The 25726-nt window shown below is 61.9% G+C and carries 20 protein-coding genes; 10 read left to right on the top strand and 10 right to left on the bottom strand.

Going from position 1 to position 25726, the window contains the following annotated elements:
- Positions 1-241 precede the first annotated feature (241 nt).
- Positions 242-2302: a CoA transferase gene (locus tag AC1TPF_RS14570; protein WP_482137883.1), complete on the top strand. Its 2061-nt coding sequence runs from the start codon at positions 242-244 to the stop codon at positions 2300-2302.
- Positions 2303-2342: 40 nt separating this feature from the next.
- Positions 2343-3098, top strand: a complete 756-nt coding sequence (locus tag AC1TPF_RS14565; RefSeq protein WP_482137885.1) for an enoyl-CoA hydratase/isomerase family protein — start codon at positions 2343-2345, stop codon at positions 3096-3098.
- Positions 3099-3236: 138 nt separating this feature from the next.
- Here the strand turns inward: AC1TPF_RS14565 and AC1TPF_RS14560 are convergent, their stop codons facing one another.
- The 7 genes from AC1TPF_RS14560 to AC1TPF_RS14530 all read right to left on the bottom strand — a co-directional run bounded on the left by AC1TPF_RS14560 (position 3237) and on the right by AC1TPF_RS14530 (position 11284).
- Positions 3237-4205, bottom strand: coding sequence for an LLM class F420-dependent oxidoreductase (locus tag AC1TPF_RS14560; RefSeq protein ID WP_482137887.1), 969 nt, complete (start codon positions 4203-4205; stop codon positions 3237-3239).
- Between the two features lie 230 nt (positions 4206-4435).
- The gene (locus AC1TPF_RS14555) at positions 4436-5581 is read right to left on the bottom strand and encodes a zinc-binding dehydrogenase (protein ID WP_482137889.1); all 1146 of its coding nucleotides are present in this window, start codon (positions 5579-5581) and stop codon (positions 4436-4438) included.
- Between the two features lie 12 nt (positions 5582-5593).
- Positions 5594-6712, bottom strand: a complete 1119-nt coding sequence (locus tag AC1TPF_RS14550) for a PDR/VanB family oxidoreductase (RefSeq protein ID WP_482137891.1) — start codon at positions 6710-6712, stop codon at positions 5594-5596.
- On the bottom strand, positions 6709-7626 hold the full coding sequence (locus tag AC1TPF_RS14545) for a metal-dependent hydrolase (RefSeq protein ID WP_482137893.1): 918 nt from the start codon (positions 7624-7626) through the stop codon (positions 6709-6711). The genes AC1TPF_RS14550 and AC1TPF_RS14545 overlap by 4 nt, the downstream gene beginning before the upstream one ends.
- Positions 7617-8579: an alpha/beta fold hydrolase gene (locus tag AC1TPF_RS14540; RefSeq protein WP_482137894.1), complete on the bottom strand. Its 963-nt coding sequence runs from the start codon at positions 8577-8579 to the stop codon at positions 7617-7619. The genes AC1TPF_RS14545 and AC1TPF_RS14540 overlap by 10 nt, the downstream gene beginning before the upstream one ends.
- Positions 8576-10123 carry a flavin-containing monooxygenase gene (locus tag AC1TPF_RS14535; RefSeq protein ID WP_482144522.1) on the bottom strand — a complete coding sequence of 516 codons (1548 nt, stop codon included), beginning with the start codon at positions 10121-10123 and terminating at the stop codon, positions 8576-8578. The genes AC1TPF_RS14540 and AC1TPF_RS14535 overlap by 4 nt, the downstream gene beginning before the upstream one ends.
- A 144-nt stretch (positions 10124-10267) precedes the next feature.
- Entirely contained in the window at positions 10268-11284 is a 1017-nt protein-coding gene (locus AC1TPF_RS14530) for an AraC family transcriptional regulator (RefSeq protein WP_482144521.1), read from the bottom strand.
- A 170-nt stretch (positions 11285-11454) separates the two neighbouring features.
- Here AC1TPF_RS14530 and AC1TPF_RS14525 point away from each other — a divergent pair, with 170 nt between their 5' ends.
- From AC1TPF_RS14525 to AC1TPF_RS14510, 4 genes are all read left to right on the top strand, one after another.
- A complete protein-coding gene (locus AC1TPF_RS14525) occupies positions 11455-12240 on the top strand; it encodes a thioesterase family protein (RefSeq protein WP_482137900.1) in 786 nt (261 codons plus the stop codon).
- An 84-nt stretch (positions 12241-12324) separates the two neighbouring features.
- A complete protein-coding gene (locus AC1TPF_RS14520) occupies positions 12325-12912 on the top strand; it encodes a TetR/AcrR family transcriptional regulator (RefSeq protein WP_482137901.1) in 588 nt (195 codons plus the stop codon).
- Between the two features lie 110 nt (positions 12913-13022).
- A complete protein-coding gene (locus tag AC1TPF_RS14515) occupies positions 13023-14351 on the top strand; it encodes an NtaA/DmoA family FMN-dependent monooxygenase (protein WP_482144520.1) in 1329 nt (442 codons plus the stop codon).
- A 25-nt stretch (positions 14352-14376) separates the two neighbouring features.
- Positions 14377-15093, top strand: coding sequence for an NADPH-dependent F420 reductase (locus AC1TPF_RS14510; protein ID WP_482137905.1), 717 nt, complete (start codon positions 14377-14379; stop codon positions 15091-15093).
- A gap of 134 nt (positions 15094-15227) precedes the next feature.
- On the opposite strand, the gene AC1TPF_RS14505 is transcribed toward AC1TPF_RS14510, so the two are convergent.
- Complete coding sequence (locus AC1TPF_RS14505) at positions 15228-16694, bottom strand: lipocalin-like domain-containing protein (RefSeq protein ID WP_482137907.1); 1467 nt, start codon at positions 16692-16694, stop codon at positions 15228-15230.
- Between the two features lie 565 nt (positions 16695-17259).
- Between AC1TPF_RS14505 and AC1TPF_RS14500 the strand changes: the two genes are divergently transcribed.
- The 3 genes from AC1TPF_RS14500 to AC1TPF_RS14490 all read left to right on the top strand — a co-directional run bounded on the left by AC1TPF_RS14500 (position 17260) and on the right by AC1TPF_RS14490 (position 22612).
- Positions 17260-20499, top strand: a complete 3240-nt coding sequence (locus tag AC1TPF_RS14500; protein ID WP_482144519.1) for an ATP-binding protein — start codon at positions 17260-17262, stop codon at positions 20497-20499.
- 450 nt (positions 20500-20949) lie between these two features.
- The gene (locus tag AC1TPF_RS14495) at positions 20950-21159 is read left to right on the top strand and encodes a hypothetical protein (RefSeq protein ID WP_482144518.1); all 210 of its coding nucleotides are present in this window, start codon (positions 20950-20952) and stop codon (positions 21157-21159) included.
- Complete coding sequence (locus tag AC1TPF_RS14490) at positions 21152-22612, top strand: multicopper oxidase family protein (RefSeq protein ID WP_482144517.1); 1461 nt, start codon at positions 21152-21154, stop codon at positions 22610-22612. The genes AC1TPF_RS14495 and AC1TPF_RS14490 overlap by 8 nt, the downstream gene beginning before the upstream one ends.
- Before the next feature lie 447 nt (positions 22613-23059).
- Here the strand turns inward: AC1TPF_RS14490 and AC1TPF_RS14485 are convergent, their stop codons facing one another.
- Entirely contained in the window at positions 23060-23536 is a 477-nt protein-coding gene (locus AC1TPF_RS14485; RefSeq protein ID WP_482144516.1) for a DUF2231 domain-containing protein, read from the bottom strand.
- Positions 23537-23605: 69 nt separating this feature from the next.
- Between AC1TPF_RS14485 and AC1TPF_RS14480 the strand changes: the two genes are divergently transcribed.
- Positions 23606-24283 carry a response regulator transcription factor gene (locus AC1TPF_RS14480; RefSeq protein ID WP_482137915.1) on the top strand — a complete coding sequence of 226 codons (678 nt, stop codon included), beginning with the start codon at positions 23606-23608 and terminating at the stop codon, positions 24281-24283.
- On the opposite strand, the gene AC1TPF_RS14475 is transcribed toward AC1TPF_RS14480, so the two are convergent.
- The gene (locus AC1TPF_RS14475; RefSeq protein ID WP_482144515.1) at positions 24280-25701 is read right to left on the bottom strand and encodes a sensor histidine kinase; all 1422 of its coding nucleotides are present in this window, start codon (positions 25699-25701) and stop codon (positions 24280-24282) included. The genes AC1TPF_RS14480 and AC1TPF_RS14475 overlap by 4 nt on opposite strands.
- Between the last annotated feature and the right edge of the window lie 25 nt (positions 25702-25726).

The raw sequence follows: 25726 nt of genomic DNA, 5'->3' as shown, positions 1-25726 counted from the left end.
CTCTGGGATCCCCAAGGCGCTTCAAGTCGTGTTCGGTACGGGCGGTTTCAGCAGACCAACACCAACCTATTGTTCGCAATTACGTACGGTGATACGATATTTCGACCACGTGCGGAAGGTGTCAGAGCGCTGACCATTCCGATCACGATACGGCGATAGGTGTACGAGCAAAGTCGCCGACATCAACTTTCCCCAACGCCAATACCGGGAAATCCACGCCTTCAAGGAAGGACATTGCGTGATGACGCAAGCACCCACCATCCCAACGAACACCGAGGCGCAGGAGTCGGCACGCACAACATGGCTGGCGGGTCTCACAGTGGTGACAAGCGGTGACACGCCGGCTCTGCGCATGGCCGCCGGTACGTTGGCCCAGATGGGCGCCGCCGTCAGGGAATTGGCTTCGGGTGCAGACCTCGAGGCAAGCGACGTCGTGTTGATCGATCGGATCGAGAACTCTCCAACCGTCGCCGGAATCCCGTCAGGTTCGGTCATCGAGTACATCGAGTTCGTAGAGCACCGCAACGCAGCGGTCTGGGTGACCGCAAGTGCGTATGGTTTGACCGATCCTCGCGCCGACGTGTTTGCTTCTGAGCTCACGATTTTGGCGGCCGGTGGCATTCTTGGTCACACCCCCGGGCGTGAGCTCGATCCGCCGACCGTCCCTGCCGGAGCGATCGGGCTGAAGCTGGTCGGCAATGTGATCGCGATGGCGGCGCTGCACGGCGTACATGAATCGCGCCGGACCGGCATGCCGGTTCATATCGATCTGTCGGCGCAGGGAGCAATCATCGCGACCGGTTTGGCGCTGGAAATGGGCCACGCTCTCGCCGATTGCCCTGATGCCGGGGGCAGTGCGCGCTACGGCGCGCCGACGGGGTTCTTCAAGTGCGCTGACGGGTCGGTGTATGTGCTCGTTCTCGAAGAGCATCAGTGGACCGGCTTTCGCAATGTGATCGGTTCAGTCTTGGACTCGATTGCCACGTTGGAAAATGCTCGGGAGCACTCGGATGAGGTCGATCAGGCGATGTCGGACTGGGCGTCGACCCGCACGACGAGCGACTGCCAGAGCATCCTGCAGGCAGCCGGTGTGCCGTGCACCATCGTCAACACAGTCGAGGAATTCATCGACCGGGCAGGCACTTCCGGCCGCACCTTTGATCCGTTGGGGCGGGGGTTCGCGAGTATCCCTGCGCGACTGAGCAATTATCAAAGGGCAGGCGACGACTCCCACTCCCGGCCGCCGGCACTGTCGGAGCTCAAAGTCCTCGACGCCGGACACGTTCTCGCCGTACCGCTGGCAGCCGCATGGCTCGGTGCAATGGGGGCGACGGTGACGAAGCTCGAAGATCCGGAGCGCCTCGACATCTACCGTCGGCGGGGACCCTTTGCGAAGGGAACACCTGGCCTCAATCGAAGTGGCTACTACAACCACCTCAACTTCTGTAAATCAATAGTCGACGTCCAGGTCTCGGGCGAGGGGAGCAGCCTCGACGCTGAACCGTACGACGTGGTCATGACCAACCTCAGCCCGCACCGGGCCACCAAGGTCGGCGTCGATGCCGAGGCGATCGCACGGACTCCGAAAAGCACGATGCACCTGGCCTCAAGTGGATTTGGTCTGACCGGCGACTGGGCCGGATACCGCGCCTATGGCACCACCATTCACGCATTCTCCGGGCTTATCGCCGCCACCCAGAACGCGCGAGGTGAGATGTCTGGAGTAGGCACTCCGTGGGCGGATCCCTTGGCCAGTGTGACGGTGACCAACTGGGTCCTGGCGTGGTCGTTGGCCTCTGAGCATGCACGAAGTGTCTCGGTCGATATCTCGATGTCAGAGGTGATGGCCACGCAACTTCTCGACCTCATCGGGACCATCCCGGATGAGACCTACAAGGCCGAGGCAGTTGGAGGAGATATTTTCCTGCGTCTCCCCGAGGCCGGACGCTTCATTGCGGTGACGCTTGTCGACGACGATGACATCGCGACGTTCGAATCTGTGGTCGGTACACCATTGCCGGAGCTGACCCGACGCGGACAAGCGGTCGATCTCCCTAAGGGGCCATTGTCCGACATCTCCGGCGCCACAGTGGAAGCCCGACTGCAACAGGCCGGGCTACGAGCCGCGTTGAACTATACGGCGCATGAGTTCGCCGTCGACCGACGTTTGTACGACACTGAGTTGTTTCAGATGGTCCACAGCAAGACGTTGGGTGATTACCCGACCACCGGTTTGCCGTGGCGTTTCGTCGGAAAACCCAAGGCGCCCTTGACTGCCGCGCCCGAGCGGTCAGAGAGTTGATGCGCGCCGTGTCAGGCGTCGGACGGACTGAAGGAACGTTGTGAAACCGTCATCGCCTACTTCCCCCGACAGCCTGGTCATCGAAGATCGTGCCGCTGCTGTCGGCGTCGTTCGAATCATGAGGCTCAACCGCCCCCGCCAGCGCAATGCGTTGACGACGGCACTACTCGAGGTGCTCCATGTAGCTCTGACTGATGCCGGCGACGACCCGGCGGTCCGCGCGGTGGTCCTGACCGCCGAGGGGTCGACATTCTGTGCTGGCGGCGATGTGAAGGAGTTCGCTGGGCACGCAGCCGATCGCGATGCGGTGATGCTGCGATCGAAACTCATGTCCGACGTTGCCGCGCAGTTGCAACGTGGCCCTACACCCACTGTTGCCGCGGTAAACGGATCGGCAGTGGGAGGCGGAGCCTGGCTTGCTTTGGCCTGCGACATGGTCGTTGCGGCAACTGACCTTCGGCTTGGTTTCCCTGAATTGCAGCATTCGGTGGTACCCAGCTTGGTGATGCCGAGTGCGGTCACCGTTCTCGGACGCAAGCTCGCGTTCGATCTTCTCACCACGGGACGACTGCTGAGCGCAAAGGAAGCAGAGAACTACGGACTCGTGAACCAGATCGTCGAACCGGCGCGAACTTTGGAGACCGCACTTGCGGTGGCCTATCGATGGGCGGACGTTGCCCCCGACGCCATGACCGAGACAAAGCGATTGTTCAACACGATGTGTGAGCTCTCGCCTACAGCCGCCGGCCAACTCGCGTTGGAGGCAACCCGGGGGCTCTGGAAACCCCGTTTGTAGTCATACAGCGCAACTCGGGCCTTCCTCGAGTGAACTGCGGTCATAGACCGCAGACACTGGGGAAGGCCCGTTTCTGTTGTGGGAGTCAGAGCATCATTGATGGCCGGTCAACGCGTGGCCGCGTCGACCCTGACTCTGCTAACCACGCAAGCGAGACAGAATGTCCTGCTGAAAGCGAGCCATCGAGTCGAGGACTTCGTTGGGGCTGGAAAGGTCAGCTTCCTCGTCGAAGCGGAAGTCGGCCCCTCTCACCCCGATGTCGGATAGTTCCGCGAGGTCATCGGCGATAGCGGCGGCGCTTCCCGAAAAGAGACGGCGACCCCCGTCTTGCGCGACTGCGGGCACTTTGTCGCCCGTGCCCGTGACCCGCAGTGCCAGGTTCACCATCTCTCGTTGCCTACCGGCGGCTTCAGCCATATCACCGAGTTTGGTGATGGTTGCCCGGCAGCGATCGAGACTGTCGAGCGGACGCTTGGGGTCATCAATCACCGGATACCACGCGTCACCGACACGTGCTGCGCGGCGTAGCGCCGGTGCGCTCATCCCGCCCACCCAGATCGGCGGATGCGGATTCTGTATCGGTTGGGGATTCACTGTGATCCCGTCGATACTTACGAAATCACCTTTGTAGCTCGGACGTTCAGCCGTCCAGAGTTCGATGAATGCGTCCAGATACTCGTCGGTCAACTGGCCCCGAGGCTTGAAAGGGACTTGGAGACAATCGAACTCTTCCTTCATCCACCCTGATCCGACGCCTAGGATCAGGCGACCGTTCGACAATACGTCTAAAGTGGCCAACATTTTCGCGGTCGGCACCACCGGTCGATATGGGACGACCATCACCGAGGTCGCCAGTCGCAAAGTGGTGGTCAAACCCGCAGCGTAGGCCATCTCGATCAATTGTTCGTGATGCCCGTTTCGAGCGCGCTCGGGGAAGGCCCCGCTGGCGCTGTACGGGTATTCCGCTTCTACAACGTCTGGAATGACGATGTGGTCGCTGAATGTCGCGTAGTCGAATCCCATCCTTTCGCCCTCGGTGACAAATTTTCCGAGGTCGGCATAACTAGCAGTAGCAGGACCATTGGGGACTGCAAAGCCGATCTGCACACGCTCTCCGTTGTTCGTATTTACGTACCGATATACATATTTACCAATAACGTTAGTCGTGTTCCCGCGCGCGGGCAACTACCTGTCGCTAAGCAGCGCAAGTGAATTGGTGAGGATTCCGAGGGGCTTCCGCCGCAACACGCTGATCGGATCAAGGCAACCCACAACGTCCTCGTGCGGTGCTCGACTACTCGAACCCGGTGAATCCATCTACTCCGGGCGCTGCACTCTCACCGGGACGGATCGATGAGGATTTTCGCGTGGCGCTCGGGATCGCCGAGGTCGTTGAATGCCTGGGCGACGCCGTCGAGGCCAACGGTCGCCGTGTGCAGGGGCGACGGGTCGACCTTGCCGGAGGCGATCATGCCCAGCGTTTGGCTGAATTCTGCTGGGTCGTAACCGAAGACGAAGCGCAGATCGATCTCTTTGCTGAGGGCAACAGCTGGGCGGAATTTGTCGACTTCGGTGCACATTCCGACCACTGTCACCAGTGACCGGAGCGGTGCGTTGGCGACTATGTGATCGATGATTCCGGGGACGCCGGCACATTCGAACACCACTGGGCCGCTGGGGGATTGACCGAGTCGATCGGCGCCGAAGAAGATCTTCTCCACTGAGGCGAATGGGATCCGGCGCACGGCTTTGGTCATCTTGAGTGCGAAAGCGAGGAGTTCCGGCGTCGAGTTCACCGGATCCTTGAGTGTGAGGGTATCCCAGGGCGTTTGGACCTTGGGGTCGACGACCACATCGGCACCGCACTGGGTGGCGAGCTTCCGCCGGCCGGATGAGAGATCGGAGGCGATCACCGTCGTGACGCCTGCGGCCTTGAGCATCAGGATCACCGCCAGGCCGATGGGACCGCAGCCGATGACGACGGCGGGGCGTTTCTTGCTGATTCCCGATCGACGGACCGCATGCCGTGCGACGGTGAGCGGCTCGGTGAACGCGGCCTTGTCGGGCGAGACGCCGTCGGGAACGGGGAATGTCAGCGCTTCCTCCACGAGGGTGTATTCGGCATAGCCACCCGCTGCGTGAATGTCGAAGCCCGTCAGATGCATTCCGACCTCGGTGTGCAAGATGGGCAGTGCCGTGACCGTCGTACCCGCAGCCCAACGGCCCCGGGTCTTCGGGCCGTACGACACCACCTCGCCGAGGAACTCATGTCCGAGAATGACTTCCTGGTCCGGAAGGATCGCTGTCGTGTAACCCGATTCGAGCATCAACGCATTCAACTCGGAGGCGTCCTTGGTGGCGTGCAGATCCGATCCGCAGATCCCGGTCCGCAGTACTTTGATCAGGATTTGGCCCGGACCTGGCTCGGGTGTCTTTACCTCGCGAACGCTGAGCTCGCCCTCCGTGCAGACAACGGCCTTCATCGCGTCTATCTCCTATGCATCGATGGAAATTGAGCCCTGGGCGCGAGAGACGCACAGGATCATGTGGTCGCCGCGTTCGTAGTCGGTCAGAACATTGTCTCGGTGCTCCACCTGGCCGTCCAGTAACCGCACCTTGCACGTTCCGCAGAAACCTTGTTGGCAGGAGTAGGCCTGTCCTGGCTTGGTCCGCCGAATCGCCGTCAGAGCGGACTCGTCGGACTTGACCTGTACCTCCACGCCCGTGTTCGCGAGGCGGATCGTGAACGCCTCTCCGCCGAGAATTGGTGGTGGGCTGAAACGTTCGTAATGCAGTGTGTCGATCTGCGGGTCCGGAATCTGTGCGCGAATTGCGTCGATCATTGGTGCCGGCCCACATGTGTAGAGCGCGGCACCGGTTGGTGCGAGGTCGATGATCTTGCCGGCGTCGGGTGTGCCGTACTCGTCGTCGGGCCAGATGTGGATGTCGTGGTCGCCCACGATCTGGCTGATCTCGTCGAGAAAGGGCATCGACGCTCGGTTTCGGCCGGTGTAGATGAGGACGTACTGGTCGCCTCGACGAGCCACATCGCGCAGCATCGGCAGAATGGGCGTGATCCCGATACCGCCGGCGACGAAGACATACCCGCGGGGAGAGTTGATGAACGGGAACGCGTTACGCGGACCCGTCAACGTCAATTCCTGCCCGACCTCAAGGCTGTGTACCTCCGCCGAACCTCCACCACCACCGCGGGTTTCGTCAATGCGGCGGACCGAGATGCGATAGGTGCGTAGATCGTCGGGGTCGCTGTTGAGGCTGTACTGGCGCGTCCGGCCGGTGGGTAGGACGATGTCGACATGGGCGCCGGGATCCCAGGCTGGGAACGGTTGTTCGTCGGTGCGGGTGAACCACAGCGTCCGGACGTCGTTGGCCTCTTCGCTGACGCGCGCAATTCGAACATGTAGTTCACGATCGACGGTGGCCACCGGCGAACGGCCACGGGCCGAACGCTGGGCGGCTTTGGTCCACCATTTCCCGGTCACCGTCTCGAAGAATCGGAAGACGAACGCGTCCGGGATATCGGTTCCCGGCGTGTAGTGAACGGGCTGATCGCCCCTTCCGGCTCGATTCGGTTGGTGTGCAATTGCTCTCATGATGTCTGGGCGTCCGCAAGAGCATCTGCACGCATGGCCGCGGGCGACTTCGCCAGATAGGCGACGGCCTGCGATGTCGAGCCCTCATGGGACGGATGATAGGTCGGCAGGAAGTACTTCCAGGATGCCTTCGCGAAGGTACCCACTCCGGGAACGATGTGACGGACCTCGGCCCATATCAGTTTGACGATGCCGGCCCGGGGTCGCTTGGCGGAGGCCGGGATCGTGGGATCGTTCGCCGTCATGAACTTGACGCCGCGCCACCACAGAGAGAACAGCAGGATTCCGCCCACCGCATAGGTGCGGACCCGGCGCCAGTACCGGCCGTCGATGTGCTTGTAGACGTCGTACGCGACGGTGCGATGTTCGACCTCCTCGGCCCCATGCCATCGGAGCAAGTCCAGCATCGTCTCGTTCGATTTGAGTGCATCGAGCTTGGGGGAGTTGAGGCTCCAATTGCCCAGTACTGCAGTGAGATGCTCGACCCCGGCGACCAATGCGGCACGCTCGATCAGCCATTCTTCCCTGGCCTGGCCCTCGAGGTCACGATCCCCGAGCACCTTGCGGAACATGTCCTCGATTTCCGCGACGTACGGCCTGACATCGAGACCGTTGGCGTTGAAATAGTCCTGCACTCCCTGATGGGAGGCGGCGTGGACGCCTTCCTGGCCGATGAACCCGACGATGTCCTCGTGTAGCTGGTCGTCCTGAATCATCGGCAGAATCTCGCTGAACACCTTCACGAACCAGCGCTCACCCTCGGGGAGTAAGAGATGAAGGACGTTGATGTAGTGCGAGGAGAAGCGCTCACCCGGAATCCACTCGAATGGCAAACCGGCCCAATCGAATTTCACGTTGCGGGCGTGCAGTGCGACCTTGCTGGGATCGCTGTGGCGCTGCGGTGTCATGGCCATCTCGAATCTCCGTTCTGATGCTTCACGCCGGTGCTGATGAACTCAGTGACGAGGGCTGTGATCAGGGTGGGGTTCTGCTCCACTACCCAGTGGTTGCCCGGGATTTCGCGTACACGCAGGCTGTCCACGAACGGTTTTGGTGCTTCGAGTCCGAGGGGCACGGTGACATGCGCGTCGTCGGTCGGGGCGAGAACCTGGACCGGACAGACCGCTCGAGCGGGTCGTGGTGTGAGCAGGTGGCGAAAATTGGCGCGGTACAACTCGATTCCGTTGATCGCGTCGCGCCGGGACCGGCGTCCGGACGGGACCTGACGGTCGGTCGGCACGCCGATGTTCTCGGATCGGGAGATCAACTTCTCGACGACACCGCGCCGTACCAGCAATTCGGGGAGGAACGGCAGTTGGAACGCGAAGATGTACCAGGAGTCGGCGAGTTGACGGAGGAAATCGCGTGGATGACGGTGCCCACGGCGCAACCAGGCGCCGGCCATGTCCAGGCTCGGCCCGGAGATGGACGTGAATGACATGAGTCTTTCGGCGAAAGCTGGATCAGTTGCAGCGGACCAGCTTTGGATCGATCCCCAGTCGTGGGCGATCAGATGGACAGGTGCGTCGGGGCTCGTCAGGGAGATGACGGTCGCGAGATCGTCGCGCAGTTGGGACATCGCATACCCGTCCCGCTTGGCGGGTTGGCCTGATGCTCCGGTACCGCGCACGTCGTATGTGACGACGTGGAAGTCGCCGGCCGCCAAAGCGATTGCCGGTTCCCAGACCGAGTGGTCGTCGGGGAATCCATGGACGAATAGTGCCGTGGGCCTATCGCTCTTGCCGTACTCGTAGATCGCGAGCTTGACGCCGTCGGTGGCGTCGGCGAATCGCGTTGGCTCACCTGGCCGAGTGGCATTGTTGGCGATGAGTGCGGGGGCCCCATGCGTGGTCGGTGCGTTGGTCACTGAATGGCTTCTTTCAATTGTTCGATGGTGGCGTCCGCGAAACCGGCGGCAGGTGAAGCGGCCGACGTGAAGCGAAGCTCGGGGTCGTCGATCGGGTCCTTACCGAGGACGATCCGGTCGCGGTTGAAGTCCTGGGGAGCCCGCCACGGTCCGTGGGCGCCCTGCTTGGGGAACAGGTGCATCGCCCGATTGATGTAGCCCGCGTCGAATTCGATGAACCGCTTGACCTGCATCGAGCTGTCGGAGACGACGGGTACGACGCTGGAGTAGCCGTACTCGCTCATGTGGTCGAGAAGTCGGCAGAACCACTGTGCGACGAGGTCTGCCTTGAGAGTCCACGAATGGTTGACGTACCCGACGGTGAACGCGAAGTTCGGGAGATCGCTAACCATTACGGTCTTGTAGATCACTTGGTCGGGTAGGTCGATGGGCCGGCCGTCGACCGCGAATGCGATCTTTCCGAAGGGCACCATCTTCAACCCCGTAGCGGTGACGATGATGTCGGCGTCGAGCCGCGTACCTGATTCGAGTTCGATCCCGGATTCGGTGAACCGCACGATCTTGTCGGTGACCACCGCGGCGCGGCCCTTCGCGATTGCTTTGAACAGGTCGCCGTCGGGGACCATGCACATGCGCTGGTCCCACGGGTCGTATTCGGGATGGAAGTGGGTATCGACGTCGAAGCCCTCGGGGAGCGCGGCAGCCGTGATCTTACGGACGAGTGCCCGAGCCTGCCGTGGGAATTTCCGGCTGCCCTTGTAGACGAGATTTCCTTTGCGAATGCTGATCTCGCGGGAGATCGAGTAGGCAGTTTTCTCGGGGAGGATCCGTCGGAGTGTGTTCGCGATCGGATCCTTGCGCGGGATGGGGATCACGTACGACGGGGACCGCTGCAGCATTGTGACGTGCTCGGCGTTCTCTGCGATCGACGGCAAAAGTGTGACCGCGGTGGCGCCACTTCCGATGACCACGACTTTCTTGCCCGAGTAATCCAGGTCCTCGGGCCAATGCTGCGGGTGGATGATCTGACCCTCGAAGTCTTCACGGCCCACGAACTCCGGTGTGAAACCCTCATCGGCGTCGTAATAGCCGGCGGCCGAGAACAACATCGACGCGGTCACGTCGAGGCGGACTCCGTCGATGACACGCTCGAGTGTGACCACCCAACGCTGTTCGGGTGTCGAGAAGTCCGCCTGGACAACCATGAAGCCGAGATGGATGTGGCGTTGTAGATCGTTTTCGCTGACCGTTTCCTGGAGGTAGTCGAGGATCTCGTTGGCGTCGGCGATCGAGTTGTCGCGGCGCCACGGCTTGAAGCCGAATCCATATGCCTGCAGATCGGAATCAGAGCGAATCCCGGGGTAGCGGAACAGATCCCACGTGCCGCCGATCGATTCGCGCGCATCGACAATAGCGAAGGTTCGGCCGGGCTGTGACTGCTTGAGGTTGTATCCCATCCCGATCCCGGCCAGACCGGCGCCGACGACGAGGACGTCGACGTGATCGAATGCGACGCCTGAATCGGGCGCAGGGGCTGTAGGCATGTCAACTCCCGTAGTTGAGCTTCTGTGTGACGTTGCCTACAAGCGTCGCAAGAGGGTGGCGTTTAAACTTGTCTTCAGGCGACATTGATTTGCCATTTGACGACAGTGGCTCGTTCGACGGAGGCGTCAGTGCGGCGCGCCAACCTAGAGGATCGGATCCTCCGGGCGACTGCCGCGTCGGCGTTTGAGCAGGGCTCGCGGCGACTCGCCGTACCAGCGGCGGCAGGCACGGGTGAAGCTGCTCTGCTCGGCATAGCCCAGGGCCGAGGCGATCTGTGAGGCCTGCAAGCCGGTTGCGGCGAGCTCCCAGGCGCTCGCCCGTCGAACCTCGTCGAGAATTTTTTCGAAGGTGGTGTCTTCGGTTGCAAGTTCGCGTTGCAGCGTGCGCTCGTGCAGCGACACCGCTCGGGCCACCTGGTTGAGGCCGGCCTCGCCGACCAGGAGTAAACGCCGCGTGACGTCGCGGACATGCTCGGCCAGTGCTACGCCGGAATGGACCCGGGCCAGGTATTCCTGGGCAAGTGTGAGTGCGGCTTCGTCGCGATCCTCGATGGCACGGGTGAGATGCGCCGGCGACAGGTGGATGGTGTTCTGGCTCTGCCCGAACTCGGCCGGGCAACCAAACACATCGAAGTAGGACTCCAGTGGTGCGAGCCGCTCATGCTGGAACGTGACCTTTATCGGCCCCACTCTGTCGCCGATCATGACGTTGATGGCGTTCATGGCCAGTGCCTGGTTCTTTTCCACCATCTGGCGCCGGTCGAAGTCGTTGTGGAGGATCGTCGAGTACGAGTAGATCGCCGATCCCGGCGACGTGGTCAGCCGCGCGGTGTCGGCCGGCGCAAGGTTTCCGACGAAGCGGCAGAAGTTCGTGATCGCTTCGCCCACTGTCTCGGCATTGCGCAAGATGACGCTCAGCGGTCCCAGCGATGCGATGCTCTGCATGCCACCGAGGCGCAATCCGAAGTCGAGACAGTCGAATTCGCGAGCTGCGTGGCCAAGTACCGCGGCGGCGTCTTCGTAGCGGACATACCGGTCGAAGTCGCCGACCGCGAGCGGATCGATGCCCCGCGACCGGAGAAGGCTGTCGGCATCCCCGCCGAGTTCGGTGATGAGCTCATCTGCCCGGGAGATCAGCGAACCTCGCGTCAAGACGGCCACGAATCACAGTGTGGGGGCAGTGTCGTACAAAGACAAGTTCGGTCTCGGTGGTACCCAACTGTCGCTGAACGGTGTTGCACGCTCGTGCTACAACGATCATGTCTCGGCGACGCTGATCGAGCCCTCGAGATCTTCGTTCGCACCACAGATATTCATCAGGAGGAACATTCATGCCGACGTTGGCCGAGGTCATCAATCCGTTCGATGAGGGGACAAATTTTGTTGTCCCCGAGTCGTGGACCCAGGGCCGCACGGCGTTCGGAGGCCTCACCGCAGCCTTGGCTGTCGAGGCGGCCCGACAGGCTCACGGCCCGGACCTTCCCCCGCTGCGATCGGCACAGTTCGCGTTCACCGCGCCGGCTGTCGACACGGTCCAAGTGGCCACTCACATGGTGCGACAAGGTCGTTCGACCACAAGCATCGCGGTGGAATGTACAAGCCAATCTGAGGTTGCATCACTGGCCACGTTGGTGTTCGCACGTCCACGTTCGAGCATTGTCGATCACTCGTCCATCACTCGGCCCGATGTTCCCGGACCCGATGAGTGCCCGCCGTTCGCCGAGGCTTCGTCGCTGCGGCCGGCGTTTGTCGAAAACTTTGACATCCGGCGCGCCGGAGGAACCACACCCCTGTCGAGGGTCGATCGGCCCGAGTTTGTTGCCTGGGCCCGCCATCTGGACGCGACCGGGGTCGATCCTCATGTTGCGGTGGTGGCGCTTGCAGACTGCCTCGCTCCCGCGGTCACCACCTCGTTCGTCGAGTGGGCGCCCATCAGCACCATGACCTGGACCCTGCATTTTTGTAGCGACACCGTCGCCGACCCGTCGGGATGGTTCCTCATCAGATCATCGAGTGACTATGCAGCGAACGGCTATTCGTACCAGACGATGGCGGTCTATGACGCGGACAAAGCCCTCGTCCTGACCGCGACGCAAACGGTCGCGCTCTACGCCTGACGCCCGGTGCCTCCGGAGAGTTTCTCCGCTTAAGCTGGGGGTCGACGCCGGGAACTTCTCAGCGTCGAAGGAGGGAGGCCGGGTATGGCTGAAGTGAAGACTGTGCCACGGCGTCCGCGCGCCGACGGTGAGAGGAATCGCGCCCATATCCTGGCGGTCGCGGAGGAGGTGTTCTCGGAGGAGGGGATCTCGGGCTCGATCAACGAGATCGCCAAGCGCGCCGGTGTCGGTGCGGGCACCCTGTATCGACACTTTCCATCTCGGGATGCGTTGCTTGCTGAGTTGCTTCGCAGTCGTGACGAGGAGTTGGCGGCTCGTCGGGACGCTATCGAGGCTGATGAATCGGATTCCGCCACAGCTCTTCAAAAATGGCTCGACGCGGTAGCCCAGTGGTCCTCGGCGTTCGAGGGCCTGCCGAATCCGTTGCGCGAGGCGCTGACTCAAGAGACGTCGCCGTTGGCGCTCACCTGTGAAGGGTTTGTCACCACCACTGAGCACTTCCTCGACGCGGCCCAACGTGATGGGGCGGCGCGCGGCGGGGTGCGGGGTCGCGAGTTGTTCCTCGCAGTGCTCGCGATGTCATGGGTCAGTGGTGCCGCCATGGCGGACGAGACGTCGTCGGAGGCGTTGCGGGCGCTGATGCGATCGGGCTGGGCCCGATCTGCAGACTAGCGGCAGTAAGCGCGTAGGCGAGGTGTGATTCGACCTGAGCTTGCTAAACGGAGAACCTATCCGTAACGTCGAGCGCAGCGGAGAGCCTCTCCGGATAGCGAGGTCGAACGATGGATAAGCCGCAGATGCTGCTGGCCATGCAGTTGGTGGGCGGATACGGCAGCGAACCGGGGGCCTGGCGGTTGCCAGATGTGAACTTGGACAGCCACACCGACATGGACGCCTACGTCCGCTTCGCGCGAAGCGCAGAGAACGGCAAGATTCAGTTGCTGTTTTTCGCCGATACGCCGGCCTTGGACATCGATCTTGCGCGGCAACCTTTGAACTACGTGCTCGATCCGATTGTGGTGATGACGGCGATAGCACGGGAGACTTCACGGATCGGATTGGTGGCGACGAGCTCGACGACGTTCACAGAACCGTTCAACCTCGCCAGGCAATATAAGGCGCTCGACGTGATCAGTCGCGGCCGCGTGGGTTGGAATGCGGTCACCACCTCGAGTCCCCAGGCGGCGGCCAACTTCGGTGCCGCTATTCCTCCGCGGCAACAGAAGTACGAGCGGGCCCACGAGGTGATTCAGATCGTCGAGTCTTTGTGGGGCAGTTGGCAGAAGGACGCGTTCATCGGTGATGTCGAAGGCGGTGTTTACGCCGACCCCGACAAGGTGAGTCCAGTGAACCTGCGGGGCAAGTACGTGGCTGCGCGGGGCCCGCTGGCCATTCCGCCGTCCGAGCAGGGGCAGCCGGTGATCTTTCAGGCCGGTGGCGGCCGGGAGGGGATCGAGTTGGCCGGCATGTACGCGGACGGTGTGTACGCCAACCCTTACACCATCGAGAGTGGGCGTGCGCAACGGCAAGCGCTGCGTGCGTCCGCGGTCGCGGCCGGCCGTGAGGCGGACGATGTGAAGATGTTTGCCGGGTTCATGCCGACCGTCGCCGATTCGAAGGAGCATGCACTTGCGCGGCGTCGTCGTCTGGATGAGTCGATCGATCTCGAACAGCGTGTCGGGTACTTGGGAGCAATGTTGGGACTTCGGTTGAGCTACGACGATATTGATCGCCCGGTCTCCGGTGCCATGCTCGCCGCCGCCGTGGCCAACCCTGGCGATCCGCGATCGGAACGGGCGCTCGAGGTGGTCCGAGAAGGCTGGTCGCTGCGAGATGTCATAGCGCACGGCGTGATCGACTATCACCCTGTTGTCGCCGGAACGCCCGAGGATATCGCCGATCACATGCAGGGATGGTTTGAAGCCGGTGCGTGCGATGGCTTCTCGATCGCCGTGGACGGTCTTCACGACGGCGTGAACGCGTTTGTTGATCGGGTTGTGCCGATCCTGCAGGAACGTGGGATCTTTCACTTCGACTACGACGGTCCGACCTTGCGGGACAACCTCAAGGCCGCACCACGCTACGGGCGCGATGCGCGCGTATCACACTGACCTCCAAGAGAATAGAGAACACGTCATGACAACACTGGGAATCATCGGTAGCGGAAACATCGGCACTGCAGTCGCACGGTTGGCAGTCGCCGCCGATATCAACGTTGTGATCGCCAATTCGCGAGGGCCCGAGAGCCTTACAGGTTTGGTTGAGGAACTGGGACCCCACGCGGCAGCGGGCACCATCGAGGAAGCCGCGGACGCGGGGGAGGTCGTGTTGCTCAGTATCCCGGCCCACGCCTACAGTGCGCTGCCCAAGGGGTTGTTGAGCGGGAAGACGGTACTCGACACCGGAAACTACTATCCGTCTCGGGACGGCCGCATTGCCGACCTCGACTCGGGAACGGTCAACCAATATCAGTGGAACCAGCAGCATCTGCCTGATGCTCTTTTGGTGAAGGCGTTCAACAACATTCTTGCGCACCACATTCCGCAGCTGGCGCGTCCGTCCGGTGCTTCGGACCGCAGCGCTCTTCCTATTGCCGGAGCTGATTCTGATGCGGTCGCCCTCGCTGCGGGTCTGATCGACCGCCTGGGTTTTGACACCCTCGATGTGGGATCCGTTTCGCAGACGTGGCGTTTTGAGCCGGAAGCGGCCGGTTACACACAGGTCTACCTTGCCGATCCGACTGTGCCGGTCGAAGAGTTCATGACCGCTCCGGCCGCGCCGGTATCGAAGGGGAAGCTCCGTGCGGCACTCGACGCCGCCACACCCGTGGATGTCGCCAACCGCCTATTTTGAAAGACGTAGGAGGCACCGGCGGAATACGCACCGTCGCCGCCAGTAACAAAGGTCTCACCTTGCGTACAGCGCAGCAGCACGGACAGCGTTATGTGCGCTACTCCGAATTAGCCGAGCAATCGGCCTCGTTGGTGTCAGAACGCCTGCTCGATCCACGCGTCACCTGAGACCGGCTTGCCCTGGAACGTGCCCACCGGGTCGGCAGTGCCCTCGTAGACGGGTGCGCTGCCCACGGCGAACTCCTGGTCTTGGAGTCGCGTCGTGACGGTGATGTCTGCATCGAAGGAGGGGATCTCGACGCGGAACTGCTGGGCGTAGCCGTTCCCGCTGTCCGGGCTTGTCCACAGCTCGCCGACCGGCGTCACCTTGCTCGCCACGTAATAGAGGTTGCCGTCCGCATCCTGCAGGGTCGCGTAGGCATCTACCGAGACGTCGATCTGCGGTTTGTAGCCCTCGGCGATGATGCCTGCGTTCGAGATCGTGTAGCCATTGTCGAGTTGCATGTCTTGCAGTAGCCAGCGAACGCGGGTGTCGGACGTGTTGCCGCCGAAATTGCCGTACTCGTGGTCCATCCAGGTGGTGCCCTCGACCGCGAACTCCTCGCCGTCGACGGTGATCGTGCCCGATGCCGCGAGCCTGGTGTACGAGAGGTAGTAGTTGTCCTTGGTTATGTCCTGTGTCGTGGCACTGGGCTCAATCCCTGTGCCCCAGACGTAGAACGGACGCCCCTGCTGAGAGAAGGTGAGATCGAATTCGACCTCGTCGAGGGTCTTATCGTCGACGAGTAGCGCCTGCACAGCGATGTTCTTGCTCGGGTCTGCCTGAGGTGCAGTCATCGATACGTGGTTGCGGACGGCGACCGCGGTGGCACCCTGGCCGTCGCCGCCGGTGAGAGTCACGGTAGGCGTGGTCGTGTAGCCGGTGCCCGGCTGCAGCAGGGCGACCTGGCCGACGCCGCCGTCGGCATCGAGGATGGCGATGCCCGAGGCACCGGATCCGTCGCCCTCGATCTTCACGTCGGGGGCCTTCTTGTATCCGGATCCCGCGTCCGGCACGCTGAAACCGCCGACCGCCCAGCCGGGATCACCGAGCTTCGCGTACCAGTCCTTTTTCGGATCGCCCTCTGCCCAGGTCGCGACGTCGAAGGCGCCGAAGGGGGTCGGCCCGTACACCTGCGTGCGCTGGTAGTGGCGCTCGTTCTTGACGTCGCTGAGGGAGACCTGAGTCATCGCGAAGTGCTGACCGGTAAAGGATGCGGCGTTGATTTCGAAGCCGAACGTCCGGTCGCCGGCGCGGAGCGTGCCGATGTGCCACCACCATTCGGTGGGGGCACTTTCGTGGCGGTACATGTCCTTGGGCACGCTGAGGACGGCGTTCTCCTCGGGTACCGGGTCGGGTTTGGTCGTGCCGGTCCATATCGGGTTGGCCGGGACGGGAACGCTCGGCGCGGGGACTGCGCCCGAAACGTTCGATGCGGTGACTGCTCCCGAATCATTCGGCGCGGCAACTTCTTCCGCGCCTCCGCACGCGGTCAGCGCCGCCGTGAGTGCCGCGACGACGCCGAGCGCGGACGCGCCGCGCATTAGCGTGCGAACTGACATGAAATGCTCCCTCAACTCCTGAAGTACCGAACATCGGCGCTTTCGCGACCGACGTTATGGAACGACTGCATAGAAATAGCAACAACGGGTCTGTCCGCGGTCTATGCGCCTCAGGAGGGTTCTCGGCCTGAGCAGGTCTTAGCTGTTCGGAAAACCGTCGAAGTGATCGCAGGCAGATTGTTGGATCGCTGATTGCGCGGATATGCAAAAAACTTGCACCGCAGAAGTTTCCACGCTTTTCAAGCGGCCGTCTTTTGCTCCGATTTGGTTTTCTTATGCAAACATAGTACTTATGCCCGCGTCGGACCGTGTGACCATTCAACTGATCGGAGAGATCTCAGTTCGATGTGATGACCGCGTGGTTGATCCCCAAATTATCGGAGGTCCGCGCTGTTCCGAGACACTCGCGTACTTGACGGTCAACAGGCAACGTGACATTCCGCTCGACGAAATCGGGTCGATCCTGTGGCCGAATATCAGGCCACAGTCGTGGAACTCCACGGTACGCACGGTGATTTCCAAGGTGCGTGCAACTCTGGAAGCGGCGAATGTGCCAGGCGACTGTATGCGATCGCGTCGTGGTCATATCCAGTTTGTACTTCCGGAATCGGTCCGAGTTGATCTGGAGTCAATCCGGACCGTGTGCCACAGCGACGATGAGACCAACTGGGTGCGGGCAGACCTCGCGCAGGCTGCACATCGGCTCCTTGCCGGCCCGGTGCTGCGTGGTGTCACGGGGGACTGGGCGGATGCGGTCAGAACCGAGTGTGAGCAACTTCGTCTGCAGGCTTTGGATATCGACGGCCAGAGCTCGTACGAACTCGATGCATTGGATCGCTCCGTGTCGTGTGCGGAGTTGTTGATCAATCTTGATCCGCTACGAGAGCGCGCGTACCGGCTCGCGATGCGCGGCTACCTCCGTCTCGGTGATCGAGGACAAGCCCTGGATGTGGCGGCACGGTGTCGGGATATCCTGTCGCGTGAACTGGGCGTCGATCCCTCTCCGGAGACTGAACAACTGTTTCTTGAAGCATTGAGGACCGAGACTGCTTCTGTCACAACTGCGCCTGGAGAGTCATTCGACGGTCCTGACAGTGGGGGCTGCTCCAAAGTCCTGGTGAGCCTCGACCGTGAACTCGGCATCATCGCCTCCGCGTGGGAAAAGGCCGCCGGTGGTGTGGGCCAGTGCGTAGTTGTCACCGGTGATGCCGGACTGGGCAAGACCACCCTCATTTCCGAAGCGATCGATCGCGCACAAGCCATGCACTACGACGTTCTCTTCGGTCGGTGCAGCGAGGACGCGATCATCGCATTCGAGCCGTTCGTGGAGGCTGCCGGCCGCGAACTCGACGCGATGGGAGTTGCGCAGGCGCGGCGGTGGTTGAGTGAGAATGGCTCTGACATTTTGCGGTTGATTCCGCATGTGGCACGCAGATTCGATGATCTCGCTCCAGTGGAATCTGCCGGCGATGATCGGTCACAGATGGTGACTGCAGTCCACCAGTGGCTCACTGCTCCGACACGATCAGTTCCAACTCTCCTTTTCATCGATGATCTGCATTGGGCGTCGAGTGCAACGCATTCGCTCCTTCGCTATCTGCTGCAGGCGTGTTCGACTCGGCCCGTGTGTTTTGTACTCACCGCCCGCACGCATGCTTTGGATGATCCGGATCTCAATACGACGCTCAATACCGCTACCCGGTTAGGTGGGGTGCACCGGATCGCATTGAGCGAGTTCACCGTCGACGACGTTCGGGAGTTGGCCTCGACCCTGGGATCAAACTTGGACCCGGCGGAATTGCACGCGCGTACGAATGGGCATCCTTTGTTCGTGACTTCGCTGTTTGCCGCCGGTCCGGCAAACAACAGCTCAACGCTACCGACGTCGGTGGTCGAGTTCGTGCGTCGCGCCGAACATGGTCTGGGTTCTGCCGCACAAGATGTGCTGCGGTTGTGCGTGGTGATCGGAATGTCGGCTTCTCGTTCAGTCTTGCGCCTGGCCGCTGACACCATTGTCGATGATGCTGAGTTCTCTGAAGCACTCGACGAACTCCTTCACACACGCCTGGCGACCCTCGTCGAGTCCAGGCAACGTGCGCTGGCCAGTAGTCGGGGAATGTACTTGTCCGGCACCATTGATGACACTGTCGCGCTGCGGCACCCATTGGTTCAGGAAGTGGTGTACTCGGACATCTCGCCGGGAAAGCGCGCAACGCTGCATTCGCGCGTTGGACATGCGTTGGCTCAACGGGGGATTCACACCGAGCCTGAAGACTACGCGCGTGTTTCCTACCATCTGAGCCGCGGACTGACCACTGACCGACATCGCGCAGCTGTGTTCGCGCGGCAGGCCGGAGACCAGGCTTTCGCCCTCGGGGCCTATGAGGATGCGCTGGCGCACTACACCTATGCCGCGGAACAAGTCCCGGACGGTGAGGACAGTGACCGCCATTGTCGGATGCTGATCGGGATCGGACGTGCCCGCCGCGCGCTCCGCGATCCAGGCGCCCGCGCGGCCGCGTTGGCAGCGGTGGCGATGGCCCGCCGCCTGGGTGATCGTGCGCTCCAGGTCGATGCAGTGCTGGCCAGTGGGCGACGGGGGATCGAATTCGTGCAGCGCTACGAGGTCGACAACGAACGCGTGGACGTCATCGATGCAATCTGCACGGATATGGCCCAGACCGGCCAAGATTCCTCTGCCGACTTCGCAACTCTGTTGTCCCAGCTGGTTATCGAGCATGCGTGGGACGACAGCCGATCTGACCGCGACAGAATGCTCGAGCAGGCGGCCGGCATCGCCCGCCGGCTCGGAGATGGTCCGCTACTCGCCAACGTATGCGTTGCCGCGCTCATCGGATTGCGGATTCCGCACAGCCACAGCATGACCACCGCAGCTCTGCGCGAGTTGAACAGCTTGGTCGATTCACATGCCGGCGCGTTGCCTGATGTGACCACCGTGGTGTGGCTGTCGCGGGCCCGGCTCGAAGAGGGCGATCTGATCGGGGCTCGATCTGCTCTCGACACGATCACCGACGCGCACATCGATGGTGATCCCGAACTGGATTGGCTGGTCAAGTATGGCCGACTCGGTGTGGATCTGGCTGCCGGTCGTCTGGGCCAGGCGCAGGAGCAACTGATTCAGATTCGCGCGATTCCGCCGTCACCGGTCGATACCGGCTATTACGGCAGGCTGCTTCCGGCGTTGACGGCTCTGGGGACACTCCGAGGGAGTCTGCAGGAAGTGGTGGACCAATCCGCCCTGATGCGTGCTCATTTCGATACGAATCACACGTTGCGACCGGCGTTGGCCGCTGCCCTCCTCGACATCGGTGAGCGCGACGGCGCAGCCGAACTCCTGGAGTGGTACACCCCAGAGCGTATCGCCGGCATTCCGGTCGACCCCATGTGGCTGTCCACGGTGACCCTCATCGCCAGGGCAGCAGCCGACCTGTCCGCGGCGGAGCTGTGTGAACAGCTATATCAGCGTCTCGTAGATCATGCCGACTGCACGGTCCTGACATGGGCCAGCCTCTATGGCGTGGTGCACCACCATCTAGCGCACCTGGCCCTGGGTTTCGGTGATCTCCCTCGGGCCGGTTACCACGTCGCTGATGCACAACAAGCCCATGCTGACCGTGGATTCGGTGGATGGGAAGCCGAATCGAACTATCTCGGACTACGAATCGATGCCGCCCAAGGTGCTCTCGATCAGAAGCAGGTGGCGCGGGTTCGCGCGCAGGCAGCACAGATCGGCGCCACAGCGGTCGTTCGCCGGATCGACGCTCTGCGCTCCGGTCAACCATGACGGTGCTCGATGGCAATGCCGCAAGGCAATTGCAAAAAATACGCACTTTGTAGCTGTACTGAACCCGGTGTGCGGAGATCCAGGCCCGCGCAAGACCCGAAATGGACGTAGATATGACCTGCTCGACGCTGTGGTCGGTTGCAAGTGTCTCGTGAATGTGCGATCGGCCAACTTCGGAAGTCAGGCGTTGGTGTGGCGCTCAGTGCCGTGGCGTTGACACTCATGGTGAGTGGATGCACCGATTCCGGGTCTGGAAGCCGCGACGGGTTGAAACCGGTTCCGACCCGGACCACACCGGCCGCGACATCGTCGGTCCCAGCCACCGACCCTGGTGGGGTGCTGGCGGTCAACGACTTCACGGTCTTGCCAAACTTTGTGTGTCTGAAGGATGTACCGGCCCGAGTGGTTGTGACGGTCGGCTGGAGTGCGCCGTCGGCGACGGAGGTAACGATGTCTCTGGACGGTCAGGCACTGCCGGTCGGGATTCAGGACAGCCTGCCATATCAGGTTCCGGCGGGCGGACCGACCGGCATCGGAGCAGCAGTCGTCTTCGCCTGCGACGGAACGACTTCGCGCACCATCGATATCGAGTGGACAGCGCCGGGAATCCTGCCGGCCTCTCGCACTGTCACCGTCACCAAGGAGTCCAACGATGGCTGATGCCACGTCCCAGGCCGGCTCGGTCAGCCGACGCCGGTTTCTCACCGGCAGCGCCGCACTGATCGGTCTGCCACTACTCGGGGCCCCGTTGCTGACTGCGTGCGCCTCGGGCAATGCCGCCTCGGGCGGCGCGACCTGGTTCGAGCCGAATGTCCGAGCGAGTGAGAACGGTACGCTGAGGACTCAGCTGCGCGTTCGGGATTCCGATGTGGCCTTGGGCGGTGGGAAGGTTCAGGCGGTCACGTATGAGGGCACCTATCCGGGACCGACACTGGATGTGCGTCCAGGCGATCGCATCGAGGTCTCCTTGATCAATGAGATCGGCGAACCGACCAATCTGCACACCCATGGGTGGCATGTCTCGCCGAAACAGCCGAGCGACGATGTCTTGCTGGCCGTGGAGCCGGGCGAAACGTTTGACTATGCCTATGATCTCCCGTCGGACCACTCGGCCGGAACGTTCTGGTATCACTCGCATCAGCACACGCTCAGTGACACACAGGTTTTCGGCGGTTTGTTCGGCGCCCTGATCGTGCGTGGTGAGCTCGACGAACTTCCGGGCGTCGCGGGTAGACCCGAGCGGCTTCTCGTGCTGAGTCAGACTGAAATCGCCGACGGTCAGATGGTTCCGGGTGACAAGAGCTCGAACAACCTGCAGCAGACGTTGGTCAACGGCACGTTCCAGCCGACCACCGAGATCGCGCCGGGGGAAGTGCAGCGTTGGCGAATCATCAACGCGAGTTCTTTGTTCCTGCGACTGCAGCTCGACGGACATCCCATGCACGTGATCGCCATCGATGGCGATGCACTGACCTCCGTTGAGACACGGGACGTCATCGAGGTGGTCCCAGGGGGACGGGCAGATGTGCTCATCGGGGGAGCCGATGAGGGAACATACCAACTGCAGTCACTGAGCTGGGAAGAGTTCGGCCCCTTCTATTCATCGATGGTTCCGGCCCCGATGCCCTTGCTCACGTTGGTGTCGCAAGGTGACCGGCAGAGTCCCGAACCCGTTCCCACTGCACTGCTGCCCTTCGACGACCTTCGCGACGCCGTCATCGATCGCAGACGCGAGTTCGTCTTCGAAGAGATGGAGCCGCGCGGTACCGGCGACATCGAGCACTTCATGTATTTCATCAACGGCACCACGTTCGATCACCACGTGGTCAACGAGACCATGACACTTGGTGACACCGAAGAGTGGCACTTCATCAATCGGACGTACGAACCTCACCCAATTCACATACACGTCAACGATTTTCAAGTTATTGCGATCAATGACGAGCCTGTCGACCAGCAGCACTACCGGGACACAGCAATGCTCCCGCCGTTCGGTAGCCTGACCATCCGGCACCGTTTCGAGGACTTCACCGGCCAGTTCGTCATGCACTGCCACATCCTGTTCCACGAGGACCACGGCATGATGCAGCTACTCGAAGTGGTCGATAGATAACCACGATCAGATTTTGTCGCAACATGATTCGCCCACCGCGCTGAGAGCGCAGTGGGCGAATCAGGTTGCCGATGGTCAGCTGCTGTCGAGTAGTCCGGCAAGTCCCGAGAGGGGACCAGGCGAATCCGTTGCTTTCGCCTTCCACATTGATACTCGTTTCCTCAACTCGATCGACCGCGTGACCTGACGAGGCTCGCGCATCCGTGCACTGCATCTGGATGTGTCATTGTCACGCGCTGGGGCCGAAACCGGGGATTTGCCCTCCGATGGTGTGCCGCGGGCATTCGAGCCCACATGTGGACCCAATCAAACTCCGGAGGTGCAACTTTTTCGCATTCTCGGGCTTTGACGGGCCATCCGGCGATCAGACATGGCCGTGATGAATGTTCAGCGGGACTTCCTCCCGTCCGTCACGAGGCCCAGATCGTCGTCGCCCTCGATAAGGGATCAGCGCGTCCCATGCCACACTGCCCGTGCACCACTGTCGCCGATCCGGTAGACCATCACGATTGAACCAATCGCGAAGATGAGCAACGCGAAACCGGCGAGCAGAGTTATTCCGGTGCGGGCGCGTGTTCGCAACCTCTCGAGGCGCGACACTGTCCAGTCGAGGTGCAGCGCCCACCAGATGACAGCGAACACGAATAAGGGCGCCGCCCATATCAGTGCTTGATCTCCCAGTTCGGCGTGCTTCTCAATCAGCGAATTCGGCGGGACCTTTTGCTCGAGCGCTTCGCCCGCGCTGGTGGTCAGCGGTACGAGGACGAGTGCGACAAGGGCCAGCACGGGTGTGATGACCCCGAGTTTTCGTCGCGCGGCGGGCCACACCACGCCGAGCGCCGCGCAGATCGCTGCCAGCGGAAGGAGAACGACCACGAAATGCACCAACAGCGGGTGGAGCGGTAAGCCGTTGATGGAGTCCATGCGGCAGACGTTAGGCGGAGGGTGCTGAAGTAACGCTGAGTACGGCGCGAGGTGGGTACGGTTGGCCGCATGAAAGTGCTCGTCGTCGAGGACGACATCAACGGCGCTGAGACGATTCGGCGTCGTCTGCGTGCTGATGGTTGGGCTGTGGACGTGGCGCACAACGGTCTCGACGGTTTGCACATGGCTCAGACGCGTGGATACGCCGCGATTGTCCTCGACGTCATGTTGCCGAAATTGAACGGATATCAGGTGATTCGCGCTCTGCGTGAACAAGATGTGTGGACCCCCGTGCTCATGCTGACCGCGAAAGATGGTGAGTACGACCAGGCTGACGCGTTCGATCTGGGCGCCGATGACTACTTGATCAAACCGTTTTCGTTCGTGGTGCTCAATGCGCGGTTGCGGGCGCTGCTCAGACGTGGGTCGCCGGAACGACCCGCGGTTCTCGCGGCAGGCGACCTGTCCGTCGACCCGGCCTCTCATGTTGTGCAACGCGGGGTTACGACGATCGAACTCACCCCCAAGGAATTTTCTGTACTGGAGTTTCTGCTGCGCCACAAGGGAACCGCAGTGTCAAAGACCCAGATCATGGGATCGGTGTGGGACGTCAACTATCACGGAGATGAGAACATAATCGAGGTCTATATCGGATACCTCCGCAAACGGATCGACCTTCCGTTCGGTCGTGCATCAATCGAAACGGTGCGAGGCGTCGGATACCGTCTGCGTGACGATGGTGGCTAGAGTGGCGAGCCGAGTGGGAGTTCGATGACGATTGTTGCCCCTCCGAGCATCGGGTCGGTTACGTATACGCGTCCACCGTGAGCACGCACCACTTCGTGGACGATCGCCAGGCCCAAGCCCGTACCGCCGCCGCGGTCCCTGTCCATGTCGAGCCGCACGAACCGGTCAAAGATCCGTTCCCTTAGCTCATCTGGAATGCCGGGGCCATCGTCGGAGATCTCGACTCGCACGGTTCGCCGGTGCTCGTCGACAACCATCCGCACCTCCACCTGCGTGGACGCGTAACGAATGGCGTTGTCAAGGACGTTGCGAAGCATGGACGAAAGTCGTTGTGGGTCACCGGCCACACGCGCGGGCACCAGGGTTGTCCGGATCGAGATGGCATGCGCCAGTTCGCTTCGCCGGACACCTTCGTCCACCACCTCATCGAGGTCGACGCCAACGCTCTTCAGTCGCAGACCCTGTTCGTCAGCGCCGGCCAGGAATAACAAGTCGGTGACCAGATCGCGCAAGCGGGTGACCTCCGGTTTGAGGATCTGATCCGCTGTCGCAACATCGATTGGCTCACCGGTCTTGATTGCCAGGTCGACGATGCCGACCAACGTCACCAGGGGGCTGCGTAACTCGTGCGAGGCGTCTCCCACAAACTGCAGCTGCCGCGAGTAACTGTTTTCAAGGCGGTCGATCATCGAATTCATCGTGTCGGCGAGTGCGGCGATCTCGTCTCCGGATTCGTCGACCGTTATCCGAGCGCTGAGGTCGGTCGTCGAGATTTGCGAGGCTTCGCGGCGGATCTTCTCGACCGGCTTGAGTGTCCGGCCGACCAACACATACACAAGCCACACCACCAGCGCGAGTACAAACGGGAAGAACGCGCACAGGAGAACGAAGACGAAGACCACGACTTTCCTCGCGCGGCCTTCAGACGCGGCGACCTCCACGCCGACATCGCCTTGCGCGGTCGAGACGCCGACAGCCACGCCTCGGTACTCGGTGTTGCCGCCGTCGAGTCGGACATCACCGAATGATCTCTGCTCGCCCGGTTGCGGAATAGACGGCTGCAGTGCAGATTCTGGATCCTCCGGTTTGCTCGTGGCCAGTACATGCCCGCTCGAGTCGACGATCTGGATCAGGTCGACCACGTCCGAAGTCGCCGGCAACGAGCGATCCACATCATCCACCGTGTTGCCGCGCAGGACAGCTATCACCTCTTGGGCCTTGGCTTCGGTTGCCCGGTCGGCGGCTTCCAGCAACGTTTGGCGCAAGATGAGCAGCATCGCAGCCGCGCCGACGGCCAGCGCGAACGCGACGAGCACCGATGCCACGAGCACGAGACGCCTGCGAACCCCGGTCGTTTGTCTGCGTAGCCACACGCGTGCAGGGGCGAACCTGATGGGCCGGGGGTTTTGACCGTCCATCGCCCCACCCTAGGTGGGGGAGCCG

It is taken from the genome of Williamsia sp. Y853, from assembly GCF_056786495.1.
This window is presented reverse-complemented; position numbering and strand designations above follow the sequence as displayed.

Excerpts from the sequence above, each read along its gene's own strand:
- AC1TPF_RS14570 (WP_482137883.1), top strand. The coding sequence starts at position 242 with ATGACGCAAGCACCCACCATCCCAACGAACACCGAGGCGCAGGAGTCG.
- AC1TPF_RS14555 (WP_482137889.1), bottom strand. The coding sequence starts at position 5,581 with ATGAAGGCCGTTGTCTGCACGGAGGGCGAGCTCAGCGTTCGCGAGGTA.
- AC1TPF_RS14550 (WP_482137891.1), bottom strand. The coding sequence starts at position 6,712 with ATGAGAGCAATTGCACACCAACCGAATCGAGCCGGAAGGGGCGATCAG.
- AC1TPF_RS14545 (WP_482137893.1), bottom strand. The coding sequence starts at position 7,626 with ATGGCCATGACACCGCAGCGCCACAGCGATCCCAGCAAGGTCGCACTG.
- AC1TPF_RS14535 (WP_482144522.1), bottom strand. The coding sequence starts at position 10,123 with ATGCCTACAGCCCCTGCGCCCGATTCAGGCGTCGCATTCGATCACGTC.
- AC1TPF_RS14525 (WP_482137900.1), top strand. The coding sequence starts at position 11,455 with ATGCCGACGTTGGCCGAGGTCATCAATCCGTTCGATGAGGGGACAAAT.
- AC1TPF_RS14520 (WP_482137901.1), top strand. The coding sequence starts at position 12,325 with ATGGCTGAAGTGAAGACTGTGCCACGGCGTCCGCGCGCCGACGGTGAG.
- AC1TPF_RS14515 (WP_482144520.1), top strand. The coding sequence starts at position 13,023 with ATGGATAAGCCGCAGATGCTGCTGGCCATGCAGTTGGTGGGCGGATAC.
- AC1TPF_RS14510 (WP_482137905.1), top strand. The coding sequence starts at position 14,377 with ATGACAACACTGGGAATCATCGGTAGCGGAAACATCGGCACTGCAGTC.
- AC1TPF_RS14505 (WP_482137907.1), bottom strand. The coding sequence starts at position 16,694 with ATGTCAGTTCGCACGCTAATGCGCGGCGCGTCCGCGCTCGGCGTCGTC.
- AC1TPF_RS14500 (WP_482144519.1), top strand. The coding sequence starts at position 17,260 with ATGCGATCGCGTCGTGGTCATATCCAGTTTGTACTTCCGGAATCGGTC.
- AC1TPF_RS14495 (WP_482144518.1), top strand. The coding sequence starts at position 20,950 with ATGTCTCTGGACGGTCAGGCACTGCCGGTCGGGATTCAGGACAGCCTG.
- AC1TPF_RS14490 (WP_482144517.1), top strand. The coding sequence starts at position 21,152 with ATGGCTGATGCCACGTCCCAGGCCGGCTCGGTCAGCCGACGCCGGTTT.
- AC1TPF_RS14485 (WP_482144516.1), bottom strand. The coding sequence starts at position 23,536 with ATGGACTCCATCAACGGCTTACCGCTCCACCCGCTGTTGGTGCATTTC.
- AC1TPF_RS14480 (WP_482137915.1), top strand. The coding sequence starts at position 23,606 with ATGAAAGTGCTCGTCGTCGAGGACGACATCAACGGCGCTGAGACGATT.
- AC1TPF_RS14475 (WP_482144515.1), bottom strand. The coding sequence starts at position 25,701 with ATGGACGGTCAAAACCCCCGGCCCATCAGGTTCGCCCCTGCACGCGTG.